The sequence below is a fragment of the Streptomyces sp. NPDC051578 genome, from assembly GCF_044454045.1.
GTDB lineage: Bacteria > Actinomycetota > Actinomycetes > Streptomycetales > Streptomycetaceae > Streptomyces.
The window spans coordinates 575,251-594,255 of the sequence record NZ_JBITDH010000002.1 but is presented as its reverse complement, the minus strand read 5'-3'; the positions used below and the strand labels follow the sequence as shown (position 1 = coordinate 594,255).

The window sequence follows — 19,005 nt, the reverse complement described above, 5'->3', positions numbered from 1 at the left end:
CGGCCCGCACGCTGCGTTGGTGCTCGTCGCCCCGCCGGATGATGCTTGTCAGTGAAGCCCCGTGCAGGTTCCCGTGGGCCGACGGGCAGGAAACGAGCGAGGGCGAGATGAGCGACGATGGAGCGACCTCCCACCTCTCCCGGTGAGTACCCGGAGAAGACGGACGCCTCCCCCGAGCCGGCTTACTCGGCCACGGCCGGCATCAACGACCAGGGCACCGTCACCGAGTGGAGTGAGGGTGCCCGTCGTCTGCTCGGTTACGCCCCCTCGGAGGTCGTGGGTCTGCCCGCTGCCCGCCTGCTCGCCGACGGCGCGACCGCCGCCGATACGGTGTGGCGGCTACCGCCCGGGCAGGACCGGTGGAGCGGCACCGTGGCGCTGCGGCACCGTAACGGCCTACGGCTGGAACAGGGGCTGCTCGCGCACCGCTGGACGTCCACGGGCGGGACCACCCGATGGTCCGTGGTGTGCGCCGTGACGGCGGGACTGCGCCCGCCGTTGGACGACGCGTTGAACGAATGGGCCTTCACCCAGTCCCCCTGCGTCCTGGCGATCTTCGACGCGGAGCTGCGGCTGCTGCGGGCGAACGCCGGCATGGAACGCGCGCTCCTGCTCAGGGAGTCCGAGATGCGCGGGTTGCGCCTGCCCGAGATCGCGCCGGATCCGGTGAGCGACGAAACCGAGCGGAGTATGCGGCTGACGTTGGAGACGGGCGAACCCCAGTACGTGAACGCCTTCGTCCGATCCCCGGGCGCCGACCCGGAGAAGCGCGGCTGGGCCACCTCTTTGGCTCCTCTGCGGGATCCGGACGGCCGGGTCGTCGCCGTGTACCTGGCCGCGCACGACCGGACCGCCACCGAGGCCGACCGTCGGGAGATGCTCCTGCCCGACCATGCGGACCCCGTCATCGGTACCACCCTCGACAGTGCCCGCACCGCGCAGGAACTGGCGGACATCGCCGTTCCCCGGCTCGCCGACTTCGCCGTCATCGACCTGCTGGAGCCACCCCCGCGCGGTGACGAGCCGTCTGCCCGCCCCGCGGCGGGGCCCGTCGCCGCGCGCCGCACCGCCGCGCGTTCGATCCTCGGGGGAAAAGCGGAGGCCGAGGTCGGGGTGGGCGAGACGACCGTCTATCCGCCGCTGTCACCGCCCGTGGAGTGCCTGGCCGCGGGCCGGGGCGCCGTGTACGGGAGTGCCGACCCGGGCATCGCCCGATGGGTGGCCCAGGACGCGGGAGCCGCCCGGATCAGCGGGGACGGGACCCATTCGATGATGGTCCTGCCGTTGCGCGCCGACGGCATCACCTTCGGCTTGGCCTTCTTCACCCGTCACCAGCACCGGGAGCCGTTCCAGCCGGAAGACCTGTGGCTGGCCGAGGAACTGACGACCAGAGCGGCCGTCGGCATCCACAACGCGCGCCGGTTCACCCGGGAGCACACCACCACGATGACGCTGCAGCGCAGTCTGCTCCCGCACACGATGCCGACGCAGGCCGCACTGGAGATCGCCTCGCGCTACCTGCCCGCCAGTACGGGGGCCGGTGTGGGCGGCGACTGGTTCGACGTGATCCCGCTGTCCGGTGCGCGGGTGGCCCTGGTCGTCGGTGACGTCGTCGGCCACGGCATCCGCGCCACCGCCACGATGGGCCGGCTGCGCACCGCGGTACGGACCCTGGCCGATGTCGACCTGCCGCCCGACGAGCTGCTCACCTACCTCGACGACCTCATCATCCACCTCTCCGCCGACGAGGCGGACCAGGACGCGTCCGCGGAGGCCGCCGGGGGCATCGGCACCACCTGCCTGTACGTGGTCTACGACCCGGTCACCCGGCGTTGCACGGTCGCCCGGGCCGGGCATCCCCCGCCCGTCGTGGTCTCCCCGGAGGGCTCCGCCTACCTCCTCGACGTGCCCGCCGGCCCGCCCCTGGGCCTGGGGGGCCTGCCCTTCGAGGCCGCGGAGGTCGAACTTCCCGAAGGCAGCATCCTCACCCTGTACACCGACGGTCTGCTCCGGGCCCGCGACCACGACATCGACGACGCCCTGGACAACATGTTCGAGGCCCTCATCCGGCCCGCCTCCACCCTGGAGACGGTCTGCGACCGCGTCCTGACCGCCATGCTGACCCACCCTCCCGAGGACGACGTCGCCCTGCTCGTCTCCCGCACCCGGGCCCTGCACGCCGACCAGGTCGTCGTATGGGACCTCGACTCCGATCCCTCCGTCGTCGCCCAGGCCCGCCGGTACACCACCGAGCAACTGGCGGCGTGGGGTCTGGAGGAGGCCGGCTTCGTCACCGAGCTCGTGGTCAGCGAACTCGTCACCAATGCCATCCGCTACGGCGAGCCGCCGATCCAGTTGCGGCTGATCCACGAGAGCGAGAACAGCACTCTGATCTGCGAAGTCTCCGATGCGAGCAGTACTGCCCCCCACATGCGGCGCGCCCGGATCTTCGACGAGGGAGGGCGCGGGCTGCTGCTGGTCGCCCAGCTCGCCCAGCGCTGGGGCACCCGGCACGCCCCCGTCGGAAAGACCATCTGGGCCGAGCAGTCCCTCGTCGGGTTCTGAGGACGCGCGCGCGGTGTTCCCTGTGACGCGCCTGTGACAGTCGGCGGACACGGCCATGACGTCGCGCGGCCAAGCTTTTAGCAGGGACAAAAAGCGACATTCATGCATATGTCCCCTGCTTCCGAGGGCGTGAGCAGCGATGACCGATCCGATCCGTCGGAGGAAATCCCATGAGCCTCACACTCGCCACGCCGCAGACCTCCACCGTTACCCCCGCGCTGGCCCCGCGAGAGCAGGAGGCCCTGCGACACATCGCCGCCGGGTGCACCTACCTGCAGACGGCCCGGCACATGGGACTCTCCAAGCACACGGTCGACGCCTACCTCCGCCGCATCCGGGCCAAGCTGGGCATCAACAGCACGGCGGAAATGACCCGGCTGGCCATCTCCCTCGGCCTGTGACCCTCCGCCCTCCCCCACCACTCCGGTCTCCCCCGCAACGCTCCCCGTCCCGGTTCCCGCGCGTCCCCGTCCCACCCGCATCCGTCGGGTAGGGGCGGGGACGTTCGTGCGTGCGCCGCGCTACGCCGTTCCCGGAAGGTGGCGGAAGACCGGCCGCGCCCAGCGGGGAGGCCGGGGCGGCGGCGTGTTCTTCACCGTCGCAGGATGCCGCGGGGCAGCCGGCGACGACACCTCGGCCGCCTCGGCGTCTTTGCCGGCGCCGACCCCCGTCGCGGCACGCAGGGCCGCCATGAATTCCAGGCAGGAGCCGTAACGGTCCTCGGGGATCTTCGCCAGGGCCTTCGCCATGACCTCGTCGGCTGCGGGCGCGATCCCCGGCCGCCTGTCGGTCAGGGACGGGGGCGGGTCGTACTGGTGCGCCCACAGCAGCGCCACCACGTCGTCGCCGCGGTCGAAGGGGGGCCCGCCGACGAGGGACTCGTAGACGACACAGGCGAGGCTGTAGAGATCGCACCTGCCCTCCACCGGCCGGCCGGAGATCTGTTCCGGTGCCATGTAGTCGACCGTGCCGACGAACTCGCCGGCGGTGGTGAACCCCGTGAGCGCGAGGGACCTCTTCGTCAGTCCGAAGTCGGTGAGGTAGACGTGTTCCGGGTGGTCGCTGTCGGTGCCCGTGGTGACCAGGATGTTGCCGGGCTTGACGTCCCGGTGCACCAGGTCGTGCTCATGGGCCGCGTCGAGTGCGGACGCCACCTGGGTGCCGATGCGCAGGGCGGTCGCGACGGGGAGCGGCCCCTCCCGGTCCAGCAGGGCCCGCAGGTCCGGACCGGCCACGTAACGCATCGCGATGTAGAGGACGCCGTCGGTTTCACCGGCCTCGTAGATCGGAACGATGTGCGGGTGGTCGATCTGCGCGGCCACCCTCGATTCGTGGGTGAAGCGGCGCCGGAAGGTGTCGTCGCGGGCGCGCTCCGGAGCGATCAGCTTGAGCGCGACCGTCCGGTCCAGGCGCAGGTCCTTCGCGCAGTAGACGACGGCCATGCCCCCGCGGCCGATCATGCTGTCGACCCGGTAGCCCGCGATCTGTTTGCCGATCAGGCCGGAGGCCCGACCCGTGTAGACGCTGAGGTCAGGTCGCGAACTCATCGGGCGCCCCCGTCCCCCGGCCGGACCGACGGGGCCCGGCGCCGCTCAGGTGCCCGTGGGTGAAGGTGTCGATCATGCCGACCCCGTCCTCGATGGTCCGTGGGCGGCCTCCGCACGCACGCCGCGCGTCGCGCCGCCGGACGCGAGCGTCGCCCGTCGGACGACACTGCCTACCCGAAGTCTATCCAGTGATCCACATGTGTGCCGGGCGGCGGAAGGCGGTCGAACCACCACTTCCACCGCCGGGCACCGAGGTCGCCGGCGGCCGTCAGCCGGCGCCGCCGTTGCCGCCGCGGCCGCCTTGACCACTGGTTTCGCAGCCGGTGCCGACGCAGATGCCGCCGTTGCCGCCGCGACCGCCGTCGCCGCCGTCGCCACCGGGGGGCGCGGCCCCGCCGTTGCCGCCGTTGCCGCCGTTGGCGCTGCCGTTGCAGACCCCGGCGCAGATACCGCCCTTGCCGCCGTTCGTGCCGTTGCCGCCCGGCCCGCCGTCCGTGCCGTCGCCACCGTTGGCGCTGCCGTTGCACAGCCCGGCGCAGATGCCGCCGTTGCCGCCCTTGGTGCCGTTCACCGATCCCGTGCAGTTGCCCGCGCATATCCGATCACCGACGCGGACGCTGCCATTGCCGACCTTGACGCTGCCGTTGCCCAGTTTGACGTTGCCGAGCACGGAGCCGGCGGCCGTGAACCGGCCCCCGCCCGAGCGGCCGTCACCGGTGCCCAACGGCGAGCCGAGGGAGTGGCCGACGGATGCCGCGGCCGGCTCGTACGTCGGCGCTGCCGTGGCCGCCGGCGCCATCGCACCGGCGCCCACCAGGGTCGAAGAGATGACGAGACCGAGACGGAACTTCCAAGAACGCACACGCATGACATTCACCCTTGCCGTAGAGATCGCATTTTGTACGCGGAGGCCGGCGGTGGGATTCCGCCGGCCTCGTCGTTTCCCCGAGGTTTCCCCGAGACTTTCCGCCCCTGGTTCACCACCCCCGCGTGGTGCGGGTTCAGGAAGGGTCCCCGCCCATCAGGGCGAACCAGTTGCCGTCGAGGTAGTCCTTCTTCCAGGTGTCGAGCTGGTCGTGGGACACGTCGTACTTCTTGGCGATCTTCTCCTTCGTCTCGTCCGAGTCGTCGGCGATGAGCACCATGACGATGTACACCTTGTCCACCACCGACAGCTTCGACTTCGGCTTGTCGGGCAGGTCGTCGAACCGAAGGCAACCCGGGCGGCCGGGCTGGCCGGGCTGACCCGGCTGACCGGGCTTGCCGCCCTCACCGCCCTTGCCGCCCTCACCACCCTCCCCGCCCTTGCCGATCGCGGCACAGGGCTTCGGGTGGTCGGCGGCCGCCGGGATGCTGAGGCTGGCCGGGGTGTGGGACGCGGACGGCTGCGCGGCGCACGCCGTGCCGGTGAAGAGAGCCAGGGAGGCCGCCGCCAGGATGAGCGGACGCTGCCAGGTACTTCTGAACATGGGGGGTTCTCCGTTTCCGTATGCACGGGTATTCGCTTGCGGGCTCTGCGTCCCGGATGTCGCCGGACTGGCGCCGGGGCCGATCAGGGGATGGATGGATAGGGGGTTGGAGGTTGGGGGGGTGGAGGCACCGGGTGCCTCCACCCCAGGACCGGGGCCGGCTCAGAAGATGCTGCGCCCGCCGGCGCCACCGCCGCCGCCAAGGCCGCCGAAGATGCCGCCGAAGCCGCCCTTGCCGCCCTTGCCGCCGTTGCCGCCCTGGAAGACGCCGTCGCCGCCCTTGCCGCCCTTGCCGCCGTTCCCGCCAATCAGGACGCCGTCGCCGCCGCCACCGCCGCCACCGGCGTTGCCGCCGAAGAGGCCGCCCCCGCCGTCGCCACCCTTACCGCCGTTGCCGCCGATCACGCCGTCGCCGCCGCCACCGCCGCCGCCACCGCCGCCACCGGAGAGGACACCGTCCCCGCCCTTGCCGCCGTTGCCGCCGTTGCCGCCGACGCCCAGGACGCTGCCGCCCCCGGAGCCGCCGGAGCCGCCACCGCCGCCGACGAGGCCGCCCCCGCCGTCACCACCGTCGCCTCCGGCGCCTCCAGCGGTCGGGAAGGCTGCCACCACGTGGGCGGGCACCGGGGCGGCCACCGCGGCGGAGGCCGGAAGCGCGATTCCTCCTGTGATCACAGCAGCCGAAGCGACCAGCGTCGCGAGGCGGAAACCTCGGCGGTTGGGACGGGCGACGTTGTTGGTGCGAATCTTGCGGTTCATGACTTTCTCCTACTTGTGCTGAGGGGCGAGTGACCGTCCCGGAATTCCGGGACGGATGCGGTGACATGGGTGGGAGAAAGAATCCTCTGCGAGGTATTTCGTTTCTTCCGTCTTGCCTCGTTTCCTTTTCGGTGAGGCCCGCACCACAAGTAAGCGCCGACCGGCACACCCGGGTCACGTTCCGGAATGTCGGGGCTTGACAGGTGCCTCAGCACCCTCTAAAAGGGGGGCCGGAAAAGGCCACGGAAGGGCACGGGCCAGAAATCACCGGGGGCGCCGTGACCGGCAGAACGTCGCCGGCGAAACGTGGCCGGCCCATCGCCGGGCAACGGTCAACGCGCCTGACGGCTACCGCGCCTCAGGACTCGCGCAGACGTACGGCGAGGGCGGCGATGTCGTCTTCGAGGCGGCCCCTGCTGTAGTGGAGGAGATCGCGGTGCAGAGCCGCGAGCAGTTCGCGGGGCGGTGTGGGGGGCTGTTTGCGCATCCAAGCCGCCAACGGGAAGAACTCACCGTCGCGGGCGCGCGCCTCGGCGATCCCGTCGGTGTAGAGAAACAGCAGGTCGTCGTGGGTGAAGTCGAACGTGTCGACGTTGTACCGGTCTCCGATCAGCTCCGCGAGGCTGAGCAGCGGCGCGGGGGTGGCGGACTCGAGGACACGGAGCTTCCCCCGGTTCAGGAGCAGCGGCGGGGGGTGGCCGCAGTTGAGGATGCGGATGTGCCTGCCCTCGTGCGGGATCTCGGCGAGGAGGGCGGTGGCGAAGCGCTCCATCGGCCCCTCGGGGGGAAAGGCGGCGTTGTAGCGGACGCTGCTGGCGTCCAGTCTGCGTGCGACGTCGACCATGTCGGCCTCCCCGTAGGCCGCCTCCCGGAAGGCGTTGACGATCGCCGCTGCCGCGCCCACTGCCGGCAGGCCCTTGCCCCGCACGTCACCGATGAGCAGCCTGACCCCGTACGGCGTGTCGACCACCTCGTAGAAATCCCCGCCGATCCGGGCCTCCGCCGCGGCCGCGAGGTACAGCGACTCGATCTCGATGCCCCCGATCCGACGCGGCAGAGGGCTCAGCACCACTTGCTGGGCCGCGTCGGCGACAAGTCGTACCTGGAAGAGCGTGCGCTCGCGCTGGAGCCGGACATGGCTTCCGTACGCGGCGGCGACGGTGACCGCGATGATCCCCGCGGCCGTCCACCACGTCCCCAGATCGGGGAAGACGAGGCTGAGGCCGATCATGAGGAGGAGGCAGATGGTACCGAGCAGGACGGTGGGGAGCACCGGCCACATGGCGGCGGCGAGGGCCGGCGCCGCGGGCAGGAGGCGGCTGAAGGCCAGTTCCGGCGGAGTGGCGTAGGCCAGGCTGGCGATCACGACGGTCAGGATGACCGGCGACAGCCGCACAAGTCGTCCCGGGCCGGGGCGCCTACGGAGCCGCAGCCGTCCAGACTCGATCACACCTACCAGGGTATCTGCGCCATGAGGGCACAGCACTCCGAGAACGGGTCCGCCGGCCATGCCCGGCCCGCGGCCGGGGCTGGGGTCGATCATGCCGGGCCCCGGCCGCCCGGCCCCCGGCGCTGCGCGCCGTATCGAGGTCACCCGCCCGGATTCTCCCGCCGCCGATCACCGACCGCCCCACGGCAGGGCCCGGTGGGGGGCCGTCAGGCGACCGTGCCTCCCGCGTTGCGCATCAGCTGCCGGAGCACCTTCACCGTGGTGACGTAGTCCGCGTCGTCTATGCCCTCGTGGAGAGCGGCACGGATCGCGGGGGCGGTGCGTGCGAGGTCGACGCGGGCTCGTTCCCCGTCCGCGGTGAGCCACAGCCGGTCCTCGGCATCCCGGCTCAGCCAGCCGCGCTCCAGGAGCACCTCGGCCTCCGCCGCCAGGTCGTCCTCGGGCCGGATGTAGGAGGCCATGGCCTCCCGCAGCCGGGGCAGCGTCATCCCCTCGCCGTCGGGCGAGATGTCGTTCTTCGAAAGGTTGCGCAGCAGCCAGAACTGGGGCTGGGTGTAGCCCTTTTCGGCCTGCCGGGCCCGGGTGTACGCGATGAGCGCCTCGTAGGCGACGCCCGTCCAGTAGGCGGCGGGCTGTCCGGCGAGCTCGGCGTCGGAGATCTGGCGGATCGTCATGTTGATGACCCCTCCCGGTGCTTCGGGTTCGGAGCCTGCGCGTTCTGGCAGGTCATGAGGAGACCCTAGGACCTCAAGCGCTGTTGCGGTCAAGCAGATGATCTTCCGGCGCCGTCGACGCGGAGTGGCGGTCTGACGGGCGAATGGTGACCTCTCGCCCACGACCTGTGCGCCCGCGCCACCGCCGACCGCGGCTCTCGGTCCGACAGGCCGGGATTGCCCTGCCCCCCGCCCTCCCCGACTCCTGACGTACGGCAACACCCATGTGCGGCGCGCGGGGCACGTGCGGCCTTCACCGAGCGGCGGAAGCGGCGCCGCCCACGTCATCGCGGCAGGCCGAGCTCGATCACCGTCAGCGCCATCTGGAACCACTGCGGACGGCCGTGTACGGCGAGGCAGAGCAGTCGGCCAAGGCCGCTCAGCGGGAAGACTCCGGCCGGCCACCGCACCGCCCGGGACGGGATCGGACGCTGCCGGGCGGCCCAGAGCCAGGCCGGCCCGCAGCCGACGAAGCCGGCCCCCGCGAACCGGCCCAGCTGTCGACCGTCGCGCCGGCGGAACCTGGTGGAACAGCTCGTCCAGGGCGTGGAGGTCCACCTCGACTGCCTCATGGCGAACCGCAACGCGGTCCTCGGCGCCCTCCGCCCGCTGCTCGCCGAGGACCCCGCCCCCGACTGGCCGCGCCGGCCTCCCGGCGCACCAGGACCGATGAGTTTCCCGGCGAACTCGGGTCATCACCACCACGGCTCGTCAGACGTATCCGAGATCATGAGGGGTCGGCTGGGTGGCGCCGGCTCACCGGCGCCGATGACGGAACATGCCTGATGGAGGACCCAACATGTTGAACAGCGAACCAGATGTCTCACTGGGACCCTTCTCGTCACCGAGCGCGCGAGCGACGCCGTGGGCGTCGGCGTTGGCGGTCCTGGCTGAGGCGGAGGTGTTCTGGCTGTCCACGGTGCGGCCTGACGGGCGACCGCACGTGACACCATTGTTGGCCGCATGGAGTCTGGGCGGAATGTGCTTCACCACGGGCGGCCAAGAGCGCAAGGCGCGAAATCTCGAGCGCAATCCCCGCTGTGCGCTGACCACCGGCACGAATGCCTTGACCGGTGTGGACGTCGTCATCGAGGGCGCCGCATACACGGTGGACGGGCGCTCCGAGCGTGAAGCGGCTGCTACGGACTTCGAGCGGAAGTACGGCACACATCTGACCAGCCCTGACGGCACCTGGTACGGGTTGGGCGAGGCCGTCATCGTCGGCGACGTCAGGCTGTATCGGATCGATCCGATGGTGGGATTCGCTTTCGGCAAGCTACCGACGTTCAGCGAGACCCGCTACACATGGCCGAATCGGTGACCTTCATGCCGTCACTGCGGAAAAGACCGAAGTGTCCTCGTCGCTCTGGTGCGGCGGCGTGGCGGTGACGTGGCCGCGCAGGTGAAAGTGGTTTGCCGGCCTGGATGCCGCGTGGGTAGCGTCGGCGCCCGTGACCCCGACTCTGCGCACCGACCGGCTACTGCTGGATCCGTACACCCCCGAGGACGAAGAGGACTTCGTCGCTCTGTTCCAGGACACCAGGGTGTCGCAGTGGATGGGTGACGGCCCCGCTTCCGAAGCAGCGGACCGGGCCCTGTTCGGGCGGATCTTCACGAAGGTCTACGCCCGGGAACTGTTCGATGTCTGGGCTGTCCGTCGCGACGGACTCCTGGTCGGGCACGCTGAGATCAAGCCGGCCGACCTCCTCGGAGGCCACGAGATCGTCTACGCTCTGGCCCCGGCCGCATGGGGGTTGGGTCTGGGGACCGAGGTGGCGGAGGCGATCGTCGCTCACGGCTTCGAGACCCTCGGGCTGACCGAGGTCTACGCCACCGTAGCCGCACCGAACGATGCCTCACTGACCCTGCTGGACGGAATCGGTTTCGAGCATGTCCGGGACATCACGGAGGACGACGGCAGCACCACCCGCGTGCTGGCCCGTCATCCGGAGACAGTCCTCCGGAGCGGGGCTCGGCGGTCACCGGGCGAGCTGTTCGAGTGCCGCGGCGACGGGAGCGACGCCGTCTTCCGCGGCCAGCCGGTCGGCGATGCGCCGGGCGCGGGCGCCGTAGGCGGGGTCGGTGGTGGCCCGTTGGAGCGGGGCGCCGAGGGTGGCCGCGTTCAGGCGGCGCAGGGGCACGGCGCAGGGGGCGGTGCCGAGGGTGATCAGGCGGGAGGCCCAGAAGTGGGCGTCGAACTGGATCGGGACGGGTACGCAGGGCACCCCTGCGCGTAGCGCGGCGCCGGTCGTTCCGGCTCCCGCGTGGTGGACGACGGCGGCCATGCGGGGGAAGAGGACGGAGTGCGGGACGTCCCCGATGGTGATCATGTCGTCGCCGGTCGCCGTGATGCCGGCCCAGCCGCGCTGGATCACTCCGCGTAGTCCGGCGGCGCGCAGTGCGGCGATGACGTGGGCGCTGACCTGCTGGGGGTTGGGCGTGGTGGCGCTGCCGAGGCCGACGTAGACGGGGGCGGGGCCGGCCGCGAGGAAGCCCTCCAGTTCTGCCGGGAGCCGGCTGGATGTGTCGTGGGGCCACCAGTATCCGCAGACGTGGAGGCCGGGGCGCCCGTCCCGGGGTCGGGGCACCACCAGCTCGCTGAATCCGTGCCACACCTGCCACTCCTGCCGCTCGCGGGCCCGTCGGGCCGCGGCCAGGCGGGGTCGGGGCAGGGCGTGGTCGGGGCAGGGCGTGGTCGGGGCAGGGCGTGGTCGGTGGCGAGCGCCCGTGCGGCGTCGGTGAAGACACTGTCGATGGCCGCGGCGACGGCGTGGCCCCCCAGCCGGTTGCCCATCGGGCCCCACGAGTGCGCGCCGAGCATCGGGGGCGGGAACTCGCGCGTTCCGTGCAGGGGTTGCAAGAAGAGGCCCGGGCTGGGCCGGGACAGGCCTTCGGCGATGGCGTGGCCGAGTGGCGCCACCGTCCCGCCGGCCAGGACGACGTCCGCGTCCCGTGCCGCGCGTACCAGCAGCGGGGTCATCTCCCCGGCCACCCTCCGGGCGAGAGCCACCGCCCGCAGCAGTTTCCCGGTTCCCGTCCGGCTGTCGTGCAGGGCGCGGCCACGCTCCGAGTGCAGCTCGGCCATCGGATCGCCGGGCAGGGCCGCGAAGTGCACTCCCGACCCCGACACGAGGGGCTCGAACGGGCCGTGGGTCGCCAGCGTCACGTGGTGTCCGGCTCGGACCAGCCCGGCCCCCAGCCCCGTGAACGGCGCCACGTCGCCGCGCGACCCGGCCGTCATGATCACAATCCTCACGGCAGACAGTGTGCCGCTTCCCCGCCCCCGACTCGCCGCATTCCGCGCGTCACGACGCGGACGCTCCCGGCCGCCCGCCGACCCAGAGGTTCGTCAGGGCATCGCCGCACGTTCATCGACCGGTGTGACAGTCAAGGGAACTCCGTAAGGGCTACGTTTGCGGACAGGGAGGTCCCGGCCGGGCTTTCGGACACCGGACACACGCACCCGGCGCCGCGCACGGGTGTGCTGCCCGGGGCCGGGACCCTGAGGGCGGTGGGCCGTGGTTGAGGAGCGGGCGATGGGTACGGCGGCGGCATCTGCCGGTGCGGGGGAACTGGGGCGGCACCTGGGCGTGTTCGACGCGGTGGTGATCGGGCTCGGGTCGATGATCGGGGCCGGCGTCTTCGCCGCGCTCGCGCCGGCCGCGGGGGCGGCGGGGTCGGGGCTGCTGCCGGGTCTGGCGCTGGCGGCGGTGGTGGCGTACTGCAACGCCGCCTCCTCCGCGCGCCTGGCCGCGCGGTACCCGCGGTCGGGCGGCACCTACGTCTACGGCCGTGAGCGGCTCGGGGACTTCTGGGGATACCTGGCGGGCTGGGGCTTCGTGGTCGGCAAGACCGCCTCCTGTGCGGCGATGGCCCTCACCGTCGGCTCGTACGTGTGGCCGGGGCAGGCGCACGCCGTGGCGGTCGCCGCGGTGGTGGCCCTGACCGCGGTGAACTACGTCGGCGTGCAGAAGTCCGCCTGGCTGACCCGCGCGATCGTCGCGGTCGTCCTCGCGGTGCTCGCGGCGGTGGTCACCGCCTGCCTCACCTGCGGCACGGCACAGGCGGCTCGGCTGGAGCCCGGGACGGACGCCACCTTCGGCGGTGTGCTCCAGGCGGCCGGGCTGCTGTTCTTCGCCTTCGCCGGGTACGCGCGCATCGCCACCCTCGGCGAGGAGGTGCGCGACCCGGAGCGGACCATCCCCCGGGCCATCCCCCTCGCGCTCGGCATCACGCTGGTCGTCTACGCGGCAGTCGCCGTCGCCGCCCTCGCGGTCCTCGGACCCGACCGGCTCGCCCACACGGCCGCCCCGCTCGCCGAGGCAGTCCGCGCCGCCGGTGCCCCGGGTCTGGCGCCGGTGGTGCGCGCCGGGGCGGCCGTCGCGGCGACCGGGTCGCTGCTGGCGCTGGTCCTGGGGGTCTCGCGCACCACTTTGGCGATGGCCCGCGACCGGCACCTGCCCCACGCGCTGGCCGCCGTGCACCCGCGGTTCCAGGTGCCGCACCGCGCCGAACTCGCCGTCGGCGCGGTCGTCGCCGTTCTCGCCGCCACGACGGACGTGCGCGGCGCGATCGGCTTCTCCTCCTTCGGCGTCCTGGTCTATTACGCCATCGCCAACGCCTCCGCCTGGACGCTCACCCCTGCCGAGGGACGCCCCGTGCGGATGGTTCCGCGGATGGTGCCGCGGATCGTGCCGGCCGTCGGTGCCACGGGCTGCCTGGTCCTCGCCTTCGCCCTGCCCGCCGCCTCCGTGCTGAGCGGCGCAGCGGTGATCGCGGTCGGCGCCGTCGCCTACGGCCTCCGCAGGGCGCTCGTGTCCCGCGCCTGACGGGCCGGCCGGCTACCCGGCCGGCGCGTGCCGTGCTCGCCGCACCGGTCCTCGTCCGGCGGCCGCCCGGGGCACCTGACCCCGTACGCCACGGTGTACACGGCCATGGCGGCGGTGAGCCGGGTGAGGGCGTAGAGCCAGCCGCCGAGGAGATCGGTGGGCCAGTGCATGCCGAGATGGATGCGGGTCAGGCCGACGAGCGCGGCCCAGCAGGCGAGCAGGAACCGGCAGAGGCGGGCGGTGGCCGGGGCGGCGGGGCGCCCCACCGCCCAGCCCAGCAGACCGGCCGTGAGTGCGGCGGTGGTGGCGTGGCCGGAGGGGAAGGCGGAGCCGGAGGCGGGTGCCGCCCAGTCGGCACGGCGGCCGCGGCCGGGCCAGGGCGTACATCGCCCCCGCGGCGAGATCGGCCAAAGCCATGGCGAACAGCTCCCCTAGAGTGAGGGGGCCCGGGCCGGCACGCCGCCGACTGAAGACTACAGTTCCGTAGACGGTCTACAACGCTGTAGACGATCGATGTGTGGAGGAGCGCACCCATGAGCGACAGGAACGCCGAGCGACGGCCCGCCGGCGAGCTGGAGGCCCGCGTACTCGCGGCGCTCTGGGCGGCGGACGGCCCTCTGACCCCCGGGCAGGTGCAGGAGATGATCGACGGTTCCCTCGCCCGCACGACCGTCACGACGATCCTGTCCCGCCTGTACGAAAAGGGCGCCGTGACCCGGAAGCGGTCCGGCCGCGGGTTCGCCTACGTTCCGACCGAGGACGCCTCCGGTCTCACCGCCCGGCGCATGCACGCCGAGCTGGCCAAGGACGAGGACCGCGAGGCCGTACTGAGCCGGTTCGTCTCCCAGCTCAGCGACGAGGACGAGCGCCTGCTGCGGGCCCTGCTCGACGGGGAAGAAGACGCCAGGTGATCTACTTCGTCTGGCTTCCCCTGCTCGTGCCTTTCCTGGCGGCTCCGGCGGGCCGGCGGCTGGCCTCGAACCTGCCGCCCCGGCAGGCGGTCTGGCTGCTGACGGCGACCGCGGCCGGCCTCGCCGCGGCCTGCTGCTGCGCGCTGGCCCTGCTCGTCGTCCCCGGCGCCACCCACCTCCACGCCGTCGCCGCGCTGGGGCACCTGCTCACCCCGCTCGACAGCGGATCGCCCGACGCCGTCATCACCATCGCCCTCACGGCCGGGGCCCTGCTCACCTGGTGCACCGGCCGGCTGGTGCACGGGGTGCGGCGGCGCTGGAGCCAGCTCCGGCGTGCCGCGGGACTGGCCGCCGAGGCGGACGGCGAGCTCGTCGTCCTGCCGGACGAGCACCCCGACGCGTACGCCCTCCCAGGACGCCCCGGCCGCATCGTCGTCACCTCCGGCATGCTCCGCGCGCTCTCGGCGGCCGAACGCGAAGCCCTCCTCGCCCATGAACGCGCCCATCTGCGGGGCCGGCACCACGTCTTCACCGCCGTGGTCGACCTGGCCGCCCTGTGCCACCCCGCCCTGCGGACCCTGCGCGAGCCGCTGGCCTACGCCCTGGAGCGCAGTGCCGACGAGTGCGCGGCCCGCGCCGTGGGGAGCCGGCAGCTGACCGCCCGGGCCATCGGCCGGGCGGCTCTGGCCGCCCGCGCCTCTTCCGCCACCGGCCGTACGCGTCCCGCGCCGGCTCTTCCGGCGACCGCCGGGCCGGTACCCCGGCGCGTCGCCGCCCTCCTCGGTGACGGCACCGAGCCCAGGACCGCGCGGCCCCTCGCCCGGCCCTTCGCGGCCCTCGCCCTCGTGGCCTGCCTGGCCCTGTCCACCGGTGCGTCCCTCCAGGCAGCCGACGACCTGCACGACGGCATCGAGGTCGCCCAGGGCGAGACTCCCTGACCGACGGTCGAACCACGAGCCCCGTCGTGTACGCGTCAGCCTGCGTGCGGGACGCCGGCGGCGCGGCGGCGCGACGACCCCGCGGGGCGTGGCACGGCCGGCTGTGATCAGAAGGATGGCCGGATCGGCCGCCCGGAGGTGTGATCCCCGCGGGCCTCTCGCGGGTGGCCGAAAGTCCCTGCTCCCGGCCCCGGTTGGCGGGCCCGGCTGTTTGGCGGGCGTGTAACCGAGTAGGCGTACACCCGTACGTCCAGCGTTTCCCGTCGTGCTCTAGCCGTCCCCCGTCCGCACGTGGTGCGCCGCGTGCGGACCGTCCGCCGACGACGCCGTCGCGCCATGCGGTGTCCCCCAGACCCGAGGAGCACCATGACCCCGATCCTCTTCGTCTATGCCAAGGGCGGCCCGCCTCTGGAGTACGCGGTCCCGAGAATCGCCGCCCACGCCGAGGTGCACGTCCTGGCGCTCGCGCCGCTGCCCCGCACCACCGAGTCGGTGTGGCTGCCCGGCTGTGCGTCGGTCACCACGGCACCGCCGGGCGAGGGGGTGGATCTGGTCGATCTGATCTGTTCCCGGGCGCGCCGCGTGGGCGCCGAGGCGGTGCTCACCCTCTCCGAGTACGCGGTGGTGGCAGTCGCCCACGCGAGCCGGCGGCTCGGTCTGCGCGGCGCCGGCGAGCGGGTCGCGGGGGCGCGGGACAAGCGTCGGATGCGCCGGATCTGGCGTGACGCCGGGCTGCCCGTCCCGGGGTTCGTGGAGGTGCACGGTCCGCAGGACATCACTACCGTCTTCGCAACCCTGCGGCCGCCGCTCCTCCTCAAGGCCGCCTGGAGCGCGGGCTCCACCGCCCATCTCACCGTGTGGAACGAGCAGCAGGCGGAGGAGGCGTGGAAGACCGGACGCGCCGTCATGGAAGCCTCCTCCGCACAGGGTTACGCGGAACTGCACGCCGCGGACGAGGGCGTCAGCGATTTCCTGCTGGAGGAGATCGTGACCGGAGAGGCCTCCGACTGGTTCGAGGGAACCGGCTGGGGCGACTACGTCAGCGTGGAGGGGATGGTCGCGGACGGCCGCTACCACCCGTTGTGCATCACCGGGCGGATGCCGACCGTGGCGCCCTTCACCGAGCGGGCGAGCCTGGCGCCGGCCGCCCTCCCGAAGGCGTCGCAGCGCCGGATCGAGGAGGTGTCGCGCGCCGCCGTCGACGCGCTCGGACTCGACACCTGCGCAACCCACACGGAGATCAAGCTCGGCGCGGACGGGGCGATGTGGCTGATCGAGACCGCGGCCCGCTTCGGCGGTGTGATGACCACCCGACAGGTGGAGAGCGTCTTCGGGCTCGACATGATCGGCATGCTGGTGCGCCAGTTGCTCGGCCGGGAGGTCGCCTACCCGCAGCGGATGCTGACCGAGGGCGAGGGCGCCGCCGGATCCCTGGTCGTCCTCGCCGTCGACCCCGAGGGCCGGCCCTGGACCGAGCACCCGGCCTGGGACTTCGATGCGGTCGACTGGGGCGCCCTGGTCGCGCCGGGTTCCCGCGTGGAGCTGGTGCGCGAGCACAGTCTCCCGCCGGGCAGCCCGGTCCCGCCGTACGAGGAGGCCGGAGGGGCCAATTCCATGGCCGCGCTGTGCTTCCTGACCTCCCGGTCCGCGCCGGAGCTGCTGGCCGACTGCGGCCGCATCGTCGCGGCCCTGCCGGATGCCCTCACCGCCACATCCGCCAAGGCCGCCTCCCCCTCCGCCGACCCCGCCGACCCCGCCGACCCCGCCGGCCCCTCCGTCACGCCCACCGACCGCTCGACGCCCGGGAGCACCGCATGACGAACGCCGGCACCGACACCCCCGCGCCTTCCCCCCGGGGCGCCGCCGTGGACACCCTGCTCACGCTCCCCCTGTTCGAGCAGCTGGCCGGGGTGCTGGGCGGGTACCCGTACGTGAAGGTCGTCGTGGACCGGGAGCAGGGCGTGTGGCACGTCCTCGACAGCGCCGTGCACTCCTTCCACGTCAACTACATAGCCACCGAGATCCAGGGACTGACCCTCGACCAGCTCGACGCCGACCTCGACCGCTTCAACCACGACGTCTACCAGGACCCGGCGCGACGCTTCCTGCTCGGCGTCCTGTCGCTGCACTCCCGGGGCGGCCCGGAGCAGGGCGAGCCCTTCATGGTCCTGGAGACCACCGAGGCCGACACCATGGGCGCGGACCTGCTGATCGAGTTCCACGCCTTCGTACGGGCTCACCTCGATCCCTCGCTGGAGCTGCTGGTGAAACCGGCCAACCACGGCCAGGAGAACGCCCTCGCCGGTGTGCCGGAGACCGTGGTGCCCCGTGCACGGGGCCACGCGCTCCTGGCGACCGCGTCCTTCGTCCCGTTGACGCTCGCCTCGGCCACCGGCCGGCTCCGCGCCTTCGCCTCGGGAGAGGAGTACCTGGCCGCCCGCGCGGACCTGACCTGGTACGACATCGTCGCCATGCCCGTGGTCCCCGACGACATCCCGCGCCTCTCCGGTTTGATCAACGCCCTGCCCACCACCCCGCTGTCCCACACCAACATGCTGGCGGCGGGCTGGGGCATCCCCAACGCCATCATTCGCGGGGTCCTCGACACGATCGCCGACGAGAAGCTGGACGGTTCCTGGGTCCGCTACGAGGTCACCGCCCACGGGTTCGTCATCGAGCGCGCCGAGGAGCCCTCGGACCTCGCCGAACCGACGTGGCACACGCAGCGGATCCGCCTCGACGCGCCGCACGTGACGGACGTACCGCTCGTGCCGCTGTCCGCCTTGCGCGCCGGTGACCGCAACCGGTACGGCACGAAGGCGGCCAACCTCGGGGAGCTGCACCACGTACTGCGTCACGGCTCGTCCCGACTGACCGGCTACTATTCCGTGCCCCGGCCGCCGCGGGCCGACCTGCTCGGTCATCTGGCCGCCAGGCTGCGGGTGCCCGAGGACGGCGATCTCGCCCAGGGCGCAGGGGAGTTCCTGGCCCGGTACGTCCGGGCGCCGGAGGGCGTCGCCGTCCCCTTCTCCGTCCAACAGCGATTCCTGGACTCCTCGCCGGCCGTCCAGCAGAGCATCGGCAAACTGAAGATGGCCCTGGAGCTGAACGCCATGGACGCCGTCGACACGGTCTGCGTCCAGTTGCAGCACCTGGTGCGCACCCTTCCGGTGCCCGAGGACCTCGTGGGCGCCCTGGACACCCAGCTGGTCGAGCACCTGGCGGGCACGAGCCGCTTCGCCGTGCGGTCCTCCTCGAACGCCGAGGATCTGCCGGGCTTCTCCGCGGCGGGCATCTACGAGTCCCACACCAAGGTCACCGACCTGCCGGGACTGCTGGACGCCATCCGCCAGGTGTGGGCCTCGTTGCTGTCCCCGCGCAGCGTGCGACTGCGCCATCAGGCCGGCATCTCCCTGGACGACACCTACATGGGGGTGATCGTCCAGCGCTACGAGCCGTCCCCGCTCGGAGGCGTCATGGTCACCTGCAATCCGACCAACCGGGCCGACTTCCGCAACGTGTACCTCAACTGCGCGCACGGGTCCACGGCGGATGTCGTCGACGGCCGGACGCTGCCCCTGCAGTACCTGTACAACACCGTCGAGGGCGGCGGCCGCACGATCTCGCTGGGGGCGGCCACCGAGGACCTGCCCCAGGAGACGCGGGACCACCTGGGCCGGCTGGCGCTGGCGGGCCGCCTCCTCCAGTCCCACTTCGCCACGGACTACACCTTCGCGGGGCCGCTCGACATCGAATGGCTGCTCGGGCCGGGAGGCGCGCTCCACCTCCTCCAACTCCGACCGTACAGCGCCTGATCCGCCCCT

Annotated in this window: 17 protein-coding genes and 2 pseudogenes; 9 read left to right on the top strand and 10 right to left on the bottom strand. The window is 72.5% G+C overall.

Annotation, left to right across the window (positions count from 1 at the left end):
* Positions 1 to 117: 117 nt before the first annotated feature.
* Positions 118 to 2,565, top strand: a complete 2,448-nt coding sequence (locus ACIA6C_RS13775; protein WP_399275424.1) for a SpoIIE family protein phosphatase — start codon at positions 118 to 120, stop codon at positions 2,563 to 2,565.
* Between the two features lie 170 nt (positions 2,566 to 2,735).
* Complete coding sequence (locus ACIA6C_RS13770) at positions 2,736 to 2,966, top strand: response regulator transcription factor (RefSeq protein ID WP_399275422.1); 231 nt, start codon at positions 2,736 to 2,738, stop codon at positions 2,964 to 2,966.
* A gap of 120 nt (positions 2,967 to 3,086) precedes the next feature.
* On the opposite strand, the gene ACIA6C_RS13765 is transcribed toward ACIA6C_RS13770, so the two are convergent.
* The 7 genes from ACIA6C_RS13765 to ACIA6C_RS13735 form a co-directional block, all read right to left on the bottom strand.
* Positions 3,087 to 4,112 carry a serine/threonine-protein kinase gene (locus ACIA6C_RS13765; protein ID WP_366079463.1) on the bottom strand — a complete coding sequence of 342 codons (1,026 nt, stop codon included), beginning with the start codon at positions 4,110 to 4,112 and terminating at the stop codon, positions 3,087 to 3,089.
* Positions 4,113 to 4,380: 268 nt separating this feature from the next.
* Positions 4,381 to 4,980, bottom strand: coding sequence for a hypothetical protein (locus ACIA6C_RS13760; protein ID WP_361138971.1), 600 nt, complete (start codon positions 4,978 to 4,980; stop codon positions 4,381 to 4,383).
* A 133-nt stretch (positions 4,981 to 5,113) separates the two neighbouring features.
* Positions 5,114 to 5,581 (bottom strand): hypothetical protein, encoded by a 468-nt coding sequence (locus ACIA6C_RS13755; RefSeq protein ID WP_399275420.1) that lies wholly within the window; start codon positions 5,579 to 5,581, stop codon positions 5,114 to 5,116.
* Positions 5,582 to 5,743: 162 nt separating this feature from the next.
* The gene (locus ACIA6C_RS13750) at positions 5,744 to 6,340 is read right to left on the bottom strand and encodes a hypothetical protein (RefSeq protein ID WP_399275418.1); all 597 of its coding nucleotides are present in this window, start codon (positions 6,338 to 6,340) and stop codon (positions 5,744 to 5,746) included.
* Positions 6,341 to 6,698: 358 nt separating this feature from the next.
* Complete coding sequence (locus ACIA6C_RS13745; protein ID WP_399275416.1) at positions 6,699 to 7,790, bottom strand: PP2C family protein-serine/threonine phosphatase; 1,092 nt, start codon at positions 7,788 to 7,790, stop codon at positions 6,699 to 6,701.
* Between the two features lie 206 nt (positions 7,791 to 7,996).
* Positions 7,997 to 8,464, bottom strand: coding sequence for a MarR family transcriptional regulator (locus tag ACIA6C_RS13740; RefSeq protein ID WP_399275414.1), 468 nt, complete (start codon positions 8,462 to 8,464; stop codon positions 7,997 to 7,999).
* A 323-nt stretch (positions 8,465 to 8,787) separates the two neighbouring features.
* Complete coding sequence (locus ACIA6C_RS13735; RefSeq protein ID WP_399275412.1) at positions 8,788 to 9,075, bottom strand: DUF4345 domain-containing protein; 288 nt, start codon at positions 9,073 to 9,075, stop codon at positions 8,788 to 8,790.
* Between the two features lie 227 nt (positions 9,076 to 9,302).
* On the opposite strand from ACIA6C_RS13735, the gene ACIA6C_RS13730 reads away from it, so the two are divergent.
* Both ACIA6C_RS13730 and ACIA6C_RS13725 read left to right on the top strand, forming a co-directional pair.
* The gene (locus ACIA6C_RS13730) at positions 9,303 to 9,824 is read left to right on the top strand and encodes a pyridoxamine 5'-phosphate oxidase family protein (RefSeq protein ID WP_399275410.1); all 522 of its coding nucleotides are present in this window, start codon (positions 9,303 to 9,305) and stop codon (positions 9,822 to 9,824) included.
* Positions 9,825 to 9,954: 130 nt separating this feature from the next.
* Positions 9,955 to 10,446, top strand: a pseudogene (locus ACIA6C_RS13725) (GNAT family N-acetyltransferase); the annotation flags it as partial.
* A gap of 36 nt (positions 10,447 to 10,482) precedes the next feature.
* On the opposite strand, the gene ACIA6C_RS13720 reads toward ACIA6C_RS13725, so the two are convergent.
* Together ACIA6C_RS13720 and ACIA6C_RS13715 are read right to left on the bottom strand one after the other, a co-directional pair.
* Positions 10,483 to 11,118 (bottom strand): glycosyltransferase, encoded by a 636-nt coding sequence (locus ACIA6C_RS13720; RefSeq protein ID WP_399275408.1) that lies wholly within the window; start codon positions 11,116 to 11,118, stop codon positions 10,483 to 10,485.
* Between the two features lie 407 nt (positions 11,119 to 11,525).
* Positions 11,526 to 11,744: pseudogene (locus ACIA6C_RS13715) on the bottom strand (glycosyltransferase); the annotation flags it as partial.
* A gap of 295 nt (positions 11,745 to 12,039) precedes the next feature.
* On the opposite strand from ACIA6C_RS13715, the gene ACIA6C_RS13710 reads away from it, so the two are divergent.
* Complete coding sequence (locus ACIA6C_RS13710; RefSeq protein WP_399275406.1) at positions 12,040 to 13,332, top strand: APC family permease; 1,293 nt, start codon at positions 12,040 to 12,042, stop codon at positions 13,330 to 13,332.
* Here ACIA6C_RS13710 and ACIA6C_RS13705 read toward each other — a convergent pair.
* Positions 13,296 to 13,610 carry a phosphatase PAP2 family protein gene (locus ACIA6C_RS13705; RefSeq protein ID WP_399276219.1) on the bottom strand — a complete coding sequence of 105 codons (315 nt, stop codon included), beginning with the start codon at positions 13,608 to 13,610 and terminating at the stop codon, positions 13,296 to 13,298. The genes ACIA6C_RS13710 and ACIA6C_RS13705 overlap by 37 nt on opposite strands.
* Before the next feature lie 255 nt (positions 13,611 to 13,865).
* On the opposite strand from ACIA6C_RS13705, the gene ACIA6C_RS13700 reads away from it, so the two are divergent.
* The 4 genes from ACIA6C_RS13700 (at position 13,866) to ACIA6C_RS13685 (ending at position 18,996) form a co-directional block, all read left to right on the top strand.
* The gene (locus tag ACIA6C_RS13700) at positions 13,866 to 14,243 is read left to right on the top strand and encodes a BlaI/MecI/CopY family transcriptional regulator (protein WP_399275404.1); all 378 of its coding nucleotides are present in this window, start codon (positions 13,866 to 13,868) and stop codon (positions 14,241 to 14,243) included.
* Positions 14,240 to 15,181 carry a M56 family metallopeptidase gene (locus tag ACIA6C_RS13695; RefSeq protein ID WP_399275402.1) on the top strand — a complete coding sequence of 314 codons (942 nt, stop codon included), beginning with the start codon at positions 14,240 to 14,242 and terminating at the stop codon, positions 15,179 to 15,181. The genes ACIA6C_RS13700 and ACIA6C_RS13695 overlap by 4 nt, the downstream gene beginning before the upstream one ends.
* 366 nt (positions 15,182 to 15,547) lie before the next feature.
* Positions 15,548 to 16,999 carry an acetyl-CoA carboxylase biotin carboxylase subunit family protein gene (locus ACIA6C_RS13690; protein WP_399275400.1) on the top strand — a complete coding sequence of 484 codons (1,452 nt, stop codon included), beginning with the start codon at positions 15,548 to 15,550 and terminating at the stop codon, positions 16,997 to 16,999.
* Entirely contained in the window at positions 16,996 to 18,996 is a 2,001-nt protein-coding gene (locus ACIA6C_RS13685) for a PEP/pyruvate-binding domain-containing protein (RefSeq protein ID WP_399275398.1), read from the top strand. Before ACIA6C_RS13690 ends, ACIA6C_RS13685 begins: the two co-directional genes overlap by 4 nt.
* Positions 18,997 to 19,005 lie beyond the last annotated feature (9 nt).